Annotated in this window: 2 protein-coding genes; one reads left to right on the top strand and one right to left on the bottom strand. The window is 26.7% G+C overall.

Features of this window, described 5'->3' with window-relative positions:
* The first annotated feature begins 169 nt into the window (after window positions 1–169).
* A complete protein-coding gene (locus Q346_RS04250; RefSeq protein ID WP_280513013.1) occupies window positions 170–295 on the top strand; it encodes a hypothetical protein in 126 nt (41 codons plus the stop codon).
* 1 nt (window position 296) lies between these two features.
* Here the strand turns inward: Q346_RS04250 and Q346_RS0102520 are convergent, their stop codons facing one another.
* Window positions 297–9,011 (bottom strand): lipoprotein 17-related variable surface protein, encoded by an 8,715-nt coding sequence (locus tag Q346_RS0102520; RefSeq protein ID WP_027332932.1) that lies wholly within the window; start codon window positions 9,009–9,011, stop codon window positions 297–299.
* Between the last annotated feature and the right edge of the window lie 3 nt (window positions 9,012–9,014).

The following is a 9,014-nucleotide window of genomic DNA, read 5'->3' as shown; positions in this document are numbered from 1 at the left end:
TGGAAAAACAATAAAAACATTTAATTTGAAAGATACAAGTGTAGAAGAAAGTTGAAATGACTATCAACTTGTTCAAAAAATTCTAGAAAAGATCCAAAAATAAAAAATAATATCCGGCAAAACGGATATTTTCCTTTTTAATGCTACTAAGTGGGAAACGCAGGAAAATATGGAATTTTTCATATACTATAATGTATTAGCAATTATTAAAAATGCTTTTTTCTTTCTTGTTCTAAAATTATTATTTGATGAATATAAAAATGAAATCCCAACAGAAACAGGATTTCATTTTTAATTTATTTTTTTCTATTTGCTAAAGTTGCAATAATTCCAATTAAACTAATTAATCCAAGACTTAAGAATAAGTATCAAATTCAATTTAGATTTTCTTTAATTGCTAAATCTTGCATTGCTTTTTTGTTTAAAATGTCTTTGTCAATTACATCTAATTTTGCATTATTTTTAATAATATTTCTTCAAGTTTGAGCAACTTTTTCATAATTATTTTTATCATTAATTGCTTCTAATTGATTTAAGTTTTTAACTAAATTAATGTATCTGTAATCATTTAATTTATTTAAATTAAGTGCTAAATCAGCAAGTAATTCTAAATCATAATTAGTGATTGCATCTGTAATTTTAACTTTGATAGAACTATAAGTTACAAAATCAGATTTAACTTTATAAATTTGATTAATTAATTCATGTAATAAAGTATTTTCTTCAGTATTCACAAAGTTTTGTAAATCATTTTCCACTTCAGCTAAATGATTAATTAAATCTTCTTTTGCTTTTTGAGTATTAGTATTACTAATATCTTTACTATTTTGATATTGTTCTAATAATCATTGTAATTTTGAAGTTTTTTCAATTAATTTAACAATGTTTTGTATTGACTCAGTGTCTACAGCATATTCTTTTAATTCATCAAGAATTTCTTGAATTGCTTTTTTAGTTTGAGGTTTTAAGTCTTTATCGTATTTGTTAATTAGATCATGTAATTTAACTTGATTATCGGCAATAAGTTTATTTTTATTACCTTCTAATTTGCTTTCAATTTCACGTAATTTATTGATTAATTCAACAACTTCATTTTGATTTAAATTGCTTGAAGCATAATCATTTGGTTTTTGATTATTAAGCACTTGATTTGCATTTTCTAAGGCATTATCATAGTTATTTTTTTGTTCATCAGTTGCATTTTGATATGCAGTTGATTGATGAACTTCATCACTATGTTTAACTTCTTTTTGTAAGTCTGCCATTGCTTTATCAAGTTCTTTTGCTTTATTAACAACATTATCTTTATCTTCTGCACTTGAAGATTTAATTTCATTAATTAAACTATCTTTTTGACTTTGGTTAAGATGCTCTAAATTATTAATTTGTTCAATTGCGTCTTGTTTTGCTTGTTCTTTATCTGCAATTACTTTTGTAATTTTAGCAATCTGTTCATCTTCATTATTTAATTTATCAACTTTATTGATTTGTTCATTTAATGAGGTTTTTTCTTCAGTTGAAAGTAAATCTGAATTATTAACTTTTTCTTTTAATATATTTTCTTTACCATTCAAAATATCATAAGCATAATCTAATGATTGATCATTTTGATTATTAGCGGCTAAATTATCTAAATTATCATTATCTCTATCTAAACCAGTTTGAGTAGGAGAGTTTAATAATTCATTAGCGATTTTTAATTTATTTTGAATCAATTCTTGATTATCTGCATTTTGATATTTAGTATTGTTTGAATCATTAATTAATTCAGTGTATTTAGCAATTTTTTCTTTTAAGTTAGCCATTTTATCAGCGACTTCAAGAGCTGAAGTAAGGGCTGACTGTGCTTCTTTTAAGTTAGTTGCATTATTAATTTCATTTTTAAAGTATTCAAGTTGTTTTGGATTAAGAATTCGAGCAGTTTCATCATTATTAATTGATTTTTCTAACTCTTTAATCAATGAATCTTTTTGTGCTTTTAGAATAATTGCTTCAAAATCTGCTACATTTTCAACCACATTATCTGGGCTAAGATTTAAATTCGTATTTTTGATTTCATTAATATAAATTTGTTGTTCATTATCAAATAAATTAGGAATTGTTTGAATTTGATCAATATAAGGTTGTTTTTGATTATTTCTAACTTTTTCAACTGCCACAATTGCATTAACTTTTTCTTTAGAATCAGCATCAATAATTAAATCAATTGCTTTATCTTTTTCATCTTGATTTAAGTTTTCTAAATTATTAATTGCTCTTTTCGCTGCATCTTTTTCAATCTGCAATTCAATTCAATTTAAATCATTAATTAATCTAGTTACTTTATCTTTATTTGCATTGTAAGGGAAATTATCTGATTCATTAGCATCAGCTGGACGACCATTAATTACTTTATTAACAGCTGTTATAGTATTATCATAAGTATTTTTAATTGCATCATAGGCTTGTAAATATTTATCGCTCGCCTTAATTTCATCTTGATCGCTAGCAGCTTCTTTTAATTTGGCCATTTCATTATCTAATAATCTAGCTTCTTCATTAATTGTTTCTAAGTCCGCAGAATTAGCAGCTTTAATTTTGGCAATATAATCATCTTTTTGTTGTTGATTCAAGTTTTCAAAGCTATTAATTGCGTTTATATATCTTTGTTTTTCTTGTTCTTTATCTAAAATATCAGCTTTAATTTGGTCTAAAGTTTTTACTTTATTATCTTCAGTATAACTTAAGTCTTTTGGACTAACTTTATTTAATTCTTCTTTAAAACTGGTTTTTTGATCATTAGATAATAAGTCGCTTGCTTCAACTTGTTTAATTACTTTTTGGATTTCACCATCTAATGCTTCATATTTTTGATTAATTGAACCATCTGAATGGTCTTCTTTAGTGCCTAAAAATTCATCGATGTTGGTGCCTAAATCTGTTGCATTAGTTTTATCTAATAATTCTTCTGCTTTAGCAATTACGTCATCAAAAGCATCTTTGGTAGTTTTTGAAGCTTGAGTATATTTATCTTCAGCTTTTTTCTTCTTATATTCAGTTACTAAATCTGCTAATTCACCCATTTTATCATTTAAATCTGAGTATTTTTCTTTGATTTTTTGAGCTTCATTAATATCTGAACTGTTTGTAATTTCTTCAACCAATTTATCTTTTTGAGCTCGATTTAAATTTGTGAAATTGTTTAAAGCATCATTAATAATCACTTGTTTATCAGCTTTAGTTTTTACTTCAGTAATTTCATCATTATTAGTTGCATTATCAATTTCAGTTTTTAATTCTTCGGTTTGATCAGTGGTTAATTTGTTATCGGTCACTAATTGATCTATATAAGCTTTTGCTTTATTTTTAGCATCTTGTAAGTTAGTTAAGAATCCACCAATTGTTAAAGTTGGACTTACACTTGATCTTTGATCTGTTAATCCGTCTTTTAAAGAAGCTAAATGATAAGTTACTGTTAAGTTTCCAGTTTCATCATTTGCGCTAATATCATCAATTACAATTTGCGCTTTATTAACTTCATTATTTGCCACTGAGGTAACAAAGTAACTATTATTTAAGTTTTTAATTACTTCTGCTTTATTTGCAACTAAAGCACTGGCTTTAGTTGTACTTTGATCATTTTTATTGTAAGTAATTGATTTGGCAATATTTTGATTAGCAATTACTCGATCTAATCTTTGACTTTCAGTTTGTAATCCATTAATTGTGAAAGTAAGATTATCAATATGAATAGTGTCTAAATTTGGACGTTTTGAATAAATACTATAAGTACCTGAAATAACTCCAGTTTTATCATTTCTTGAAGTGATTTGAATATTAGTTGCTTGATCTAACTTATTATCAATTGCAGTAATATTTGTTTCTTGTAAATCACTTGGGCTAATTGAGTTTTTATTAGTAATTTGATTTTCTCAAACATAATTTAAAGCTTGCAATCTTTGTAATTCTGTTTTGAAACCTGTAAGTTGTTTTGCGTCCTCTTGCGCAGTAGCGTTTACAACTCTTTCAATGCTATTTCTTGTGGTAGAAACAAGTGTATATTGCACTTGAATTAAACCTTTTTCATCATCACGTTTAACAATTGTTAATGAATTTGGTTTTAATGCAACTTGTTCTCCTGATAAAGCACGACCATCTTTAAATTTAACTTCCACATTTTGGCTAAGCACTTCATCTTCATTTAATAATGGTAAGTAATTTGCTTTATTTGGATAGTCTAATTTAAGTAATGGTAATAATTTTTCAATTCTATTAACTTCTTCATCATCATTAGTTACATAGCCACTAAATTCTTGAGCTCTTGATTTTTCTGACTTAATTAATGGTTTTTCAGATGGTTTATTTTCTCAATTTTCAGACACTAAACCATTTTCACCAGTTAAGTTTCTAGTAGATTCTAATTGGTAGCCAACTAAAATTGTTCCGTGTTCATTATCTGCATTTTTAGTATCTAATTCAAGATAAACTTTAATATTTTGATTTTCACCTGCTGAAGTTAAAGTAGTTGTAAAATCAGAAGTTTCTAAATCAGAAGCTTTTTTAGCATTTGCGCCATCTTTTAAAGTATTTGCATTTTGACTAATAGTTACAGGTTGATTTTGAGTATTATTTACTAAATCATCCAATCTTTGTTTTTCAGTTTTAAAACCAGAAATAATTGCATATTTAGTTTCAGATTGTACTGTTTCAAAATCAGATTTTTTAGATTGTAATTTGTAACTTACTTTTAATTCACCAGTTATATCATTGTAGGCAACAATTTGTTGATCAACAAATTCATGATCACTATCTGGGTTAACTTTTCAATTTCAATTTTGTCCTGTTGCTTGAGTTAATGATGAAGCTAATTGTAAGTTTTTAGCTGCATAATCAATTGTATGACTAAATTGATCGTCAGTATTATTTACATCAATTGCGTTTAATCTTTCTTTTTCAGCTTCTACTAAAGTTTTGAAACCACCTAATTTACCGTTTTTAGTAGTTGTACTTGTAACAGTATTTAGATTTTGACCATTCACTAATCCTCTAGTTGAAACTAAACGATAAACATAATCAATAGCTGCATCAGCACTATTTGTATTTTTATTAACAATTTCAATTTGTGCACTAGTTAAATTGTTTGCGCTTAAAATTAATTGATCTAAAACATCAGTTGGTAAATGATTTTTATATTCACTTACATTAACATTTTGAATAGCTGCTTGTGCTTCAATTTTTGATAGTAAATCATTTAATCTTTGACTTTCAGTTTTAAAGCCTGTAATTGTAAATTCTTTCTCTTCAGATTCTAAATTGCTGTAAATACCTTTTTTGTTTGAAACAAAGACATATTTACCAGTAATTTGACCATTAATTTCATCTTTAGTACTAATTTGAATAATTTTGACTGTTGCTTGATTATCAGATTGGTCAATTTGACTTGTAACTGCATCTTTAACAGAATTAGAAGGTAATACATTAGTTTTATCTGTGTAATCAAATGTTGCACTTAAATCATTTAATCTTGCTCTTTCGGTGGCTTGATCTAAATTATTTTGCTCATTTTGTGTTCTAAAACCAGTTAAAGTCAATTCTTTATTTTTAGAAGTAATGGTTGAGTATTGATAGTCATTATATTTAAGATTATCTTCAGCTCAAATTAAATCACTTTTTAATTTATCACTTCTTAAAGTAATTTGACTTGTTGATGAACCAGTTTCATCATTTGGACTGAATGTAATTGCATTTAATGATGCTTGATCATTAGCACTATTAGCATAAGCATAATTATTTTGAGTAGTTGCAGTTGTACTTGAAGGTAAATAATTTACTCTAGTACTGTTATCATTGTTGAAAATCAATGAACTATTACTCAAGCTATCTACTATTTGATCTAATCTTTGTTGTTCATTTTTGAAGCCATTTAAAGTTACAGTTTTAGTTTCTGAAGTGAAATCAGTACCATTTTTAGTACTTTTTGCAACATATTCAAGAACTAATTCACCAGTAATATCATTATAAGCAATTACTTTTGCACTTTCTGCTGTAGTATCTGCACGATTACTTTGAATGCTAATTCCACTTGGATTAGTTTTGAATTCTGAAGCTAATTTAGTTCTATCATATGTGAAAGTAAAATCAGTATTTTCTAAAGCATTTAATTCTTGTTGCTCACGTTCATTAGCGGTTTGGAAACCAGCTAAAGTGTATTGTTTATTAGCTGTTTTAACCACTTGATTATTTAAGTTTGTTTTAGTAGATTCTAAATGTCAATTTAAAACAATTTCACCGGTTGCACTATTTGTGCTTGCAATTGAATCAATTACTAATTTAGCTTGATTTTGACTCAAAATATTAGTTTTTTGATTGTCAATTTCTTGAGCTAAATAACCAGATAATTGAGCTAAGGTTACTTCATCAACTGTGGTTAAGTTTTGTGCCTTATTACCAGCAAAATTAAAGACTTCTTCACTTGCAGTCACTAAATTTTTTAATCTTTGTATCTCAGTTAAAGTATTTAAAGTTGCATTTTTAAGACTTGATTTCACATCAGTTAAATTAGCCCGTTGTGAAGTTGCTAAATAAGTAATCTCCACTTCCCCGGTTACTTCATTAACTGCAATAATTTCAATATCTGAAACTAAAACAGTAGCATTATCAACAATTGCAAATTCAATATCTTTTGCTTTAATTTCTGAAGCTGTTTTAGTTGTTCTAATTGTTTCACTTAGAGTAGGATTATATGCTAAAAGATCTAATCTTTCTTTTTCAGTGAAGTATTGATCATTATTTGTTTTGCTAAATGTGTAAGATTTTTTAGCAGAAGTTAAAGTATTTAAATTAGTTTTAGTTGATTGCAATTGATATGAAATAGTTAATGAACCATCTTTATCATTTTGGCTTTCAATTACTAAATTAATCACTTCTGCTTCAGCATCTTGAGGTAAATTAATGCTAAATGCACTATTACTATTATTAGTAGTAATTTGGCTTGGTAATAATTTATTATTTAAATTACTATAAGTTAGATTAATTGCATCTAAACGATTAATTTCTTCTTGGCTAGTAGTTAAATAATTATTAAATGTTACTTTAGGTGCATTATCTGAAACTACATTTTGATCAACATTATCATAGCCAGAAACTAAATTAACTCTTGTAGTATTTAATTGATAACTTGCTTTAATTGTTCCAGTTTCGTCATCACGATCTTGATCATCAATTACTAAAACAATATTCACATTTTCATTATCTCATGCTTGTGGCTTAGTAATTGTAAAGTCACCATTGGTTAATTGTGAAGGTTTTTTAACTAAAGCATCTTGGTCATTTGTAATCACGCTTGCAGTTTGAACAGTTTGAATTAAATTATCTAATCTTTGTTTTTCAGTTAAGAAACCTGTTAATTCAACTACTTTTTTGTTGCTAATTACTTCTTTGCCTAAATTATTTTTAGTTGATTTTAATTTAAATTCAACTTTAATTTTGCCATTCACATCATCATAAGCAATAACTTTTCGTTCAATGAATTCATAATCAGCATCGTTTGGTTTATTTCAAGTTCAATTGGTAATTGCATCATCTTTTAATGATGAAGCTAAAGTTGTTGCTTTATCTGCATAATCAACGCTGTAGGTTTGTGTGCTATTTAATCTTTCACTTTCAACATCAGCATTAGTTTTAAAGCCGCCTAAAGTTCCAGAAGCACTCTCTGAATTTTGGCCTGATAAGTCTTGATTATTATTTAAAGTTTTAGTTGAAACTAAATTATAAGTATAAGAAATTCGGCCACTTACATCATCTGCTACTTTAGTAAAAATATTAATTGTTGCATTATCTAATGAATTATTTTTGTCTGTTATTACAAAATTATCAATTACATTTGAAGCTAAATTATCTTTATATGCATTAGTTGTTAAATTATTAATTTGAGCTTCTAATTGATCTTTATTTGTTCTTAATAATTCATCAAGACGCATTTTTTCAGTTTTAAAGCCAGTTAAAGTGGCAGTTTTTTCTGTTGATTCAACCCCGCTATAAATACCATCTTTTGCTGAAGCAAAAGCATATTTAAAGGTAATTGCGCCTGTAATTTCATCATAAGCACTAATATTTTTAATTACAATAGTTGCTTCTGGATTTTGACTGGTAAATGTAGAAGTAATTTGATTTTTGTTAGCTTCAGAAGGTAAAGTTGTAGCTTTATCAGTGTAATCAAAGCTTGCGCTTAAATTGTTTAATCTTTCTACTTCAGCTTGTTTATCAAGTTCATCTTGTTCTGTTTGTGTTCTGAAGCCAGTAATTTCTAAACTCTTTGTAATTGAAGTTTCTGGAGTAGTAATTGCTGGTAAATTACTATTTTCAGCATCATAAACTAATTCATTTTTAGCTTTTGTTGAAACTAATTTAGCTGTAAAAGTTACTTTTCCTAATTCATTATTAGGGCTAATAGCATCAACAATATTTAAAGTTGCTTTTTCAGTTCCACTCAAACTATAAGTGTAATCAGTTGTTGTAGTTGCATCAGAAGGTAAAGTAGTTGCTTTATCTTTGCCAACATTAATATTATTTTGACTTAAATTATTTAATAAATCATCTAATCTTTGGCTTTCAGTTTTATAGCCACTAATAGTTGCTACTTTTGTATTTGAAGTTAATAAAGTGCCATTTTTATTACTTTTAGTTACAAATTCAACTTTTAAAGTTCCATCAACGTCATTGTAAGCCACAACTCTTTGAATTTCAATTGTTTCAGTTTCACGGTTATTTGTATTTTTAGCACTAATTTGAATTTCACTAGCATGATCTTTAAAGTATGAAGCTAATTTAGTGTTATCGGCTGTAAAAGTATAATCACTTTCTGTATAAGCATTAATTGTTTTTTGTTCACGTTCAACATCACTTTGGAAATCATCTAAAGTGATAGTTTTAGTTTTAGAAATTGCATTTACACCATTTTTAGTTGAAACTAAATGATAAGTAATATCAATTGCTTTTGGATTATTTGGATTGTTGCTAAAACTATCAATCACAAT

The sequence above is a fragment of the Mycoplasmopsis gallinarum DSM 19816 genome (genome assembly GCF_000621085.1).
GTDB lineage: Bacteria > Bacillota_I > Bacilli_A > Mycoplasmatales > Metamycoplasmataceae > Mycoplasmopsis > Mycoplasmopsis gallinarum.
Note: the sequence above shows the minus strand (reverse complement) of the source record. Positions and strands in the feature narration are given on the sequence as shown.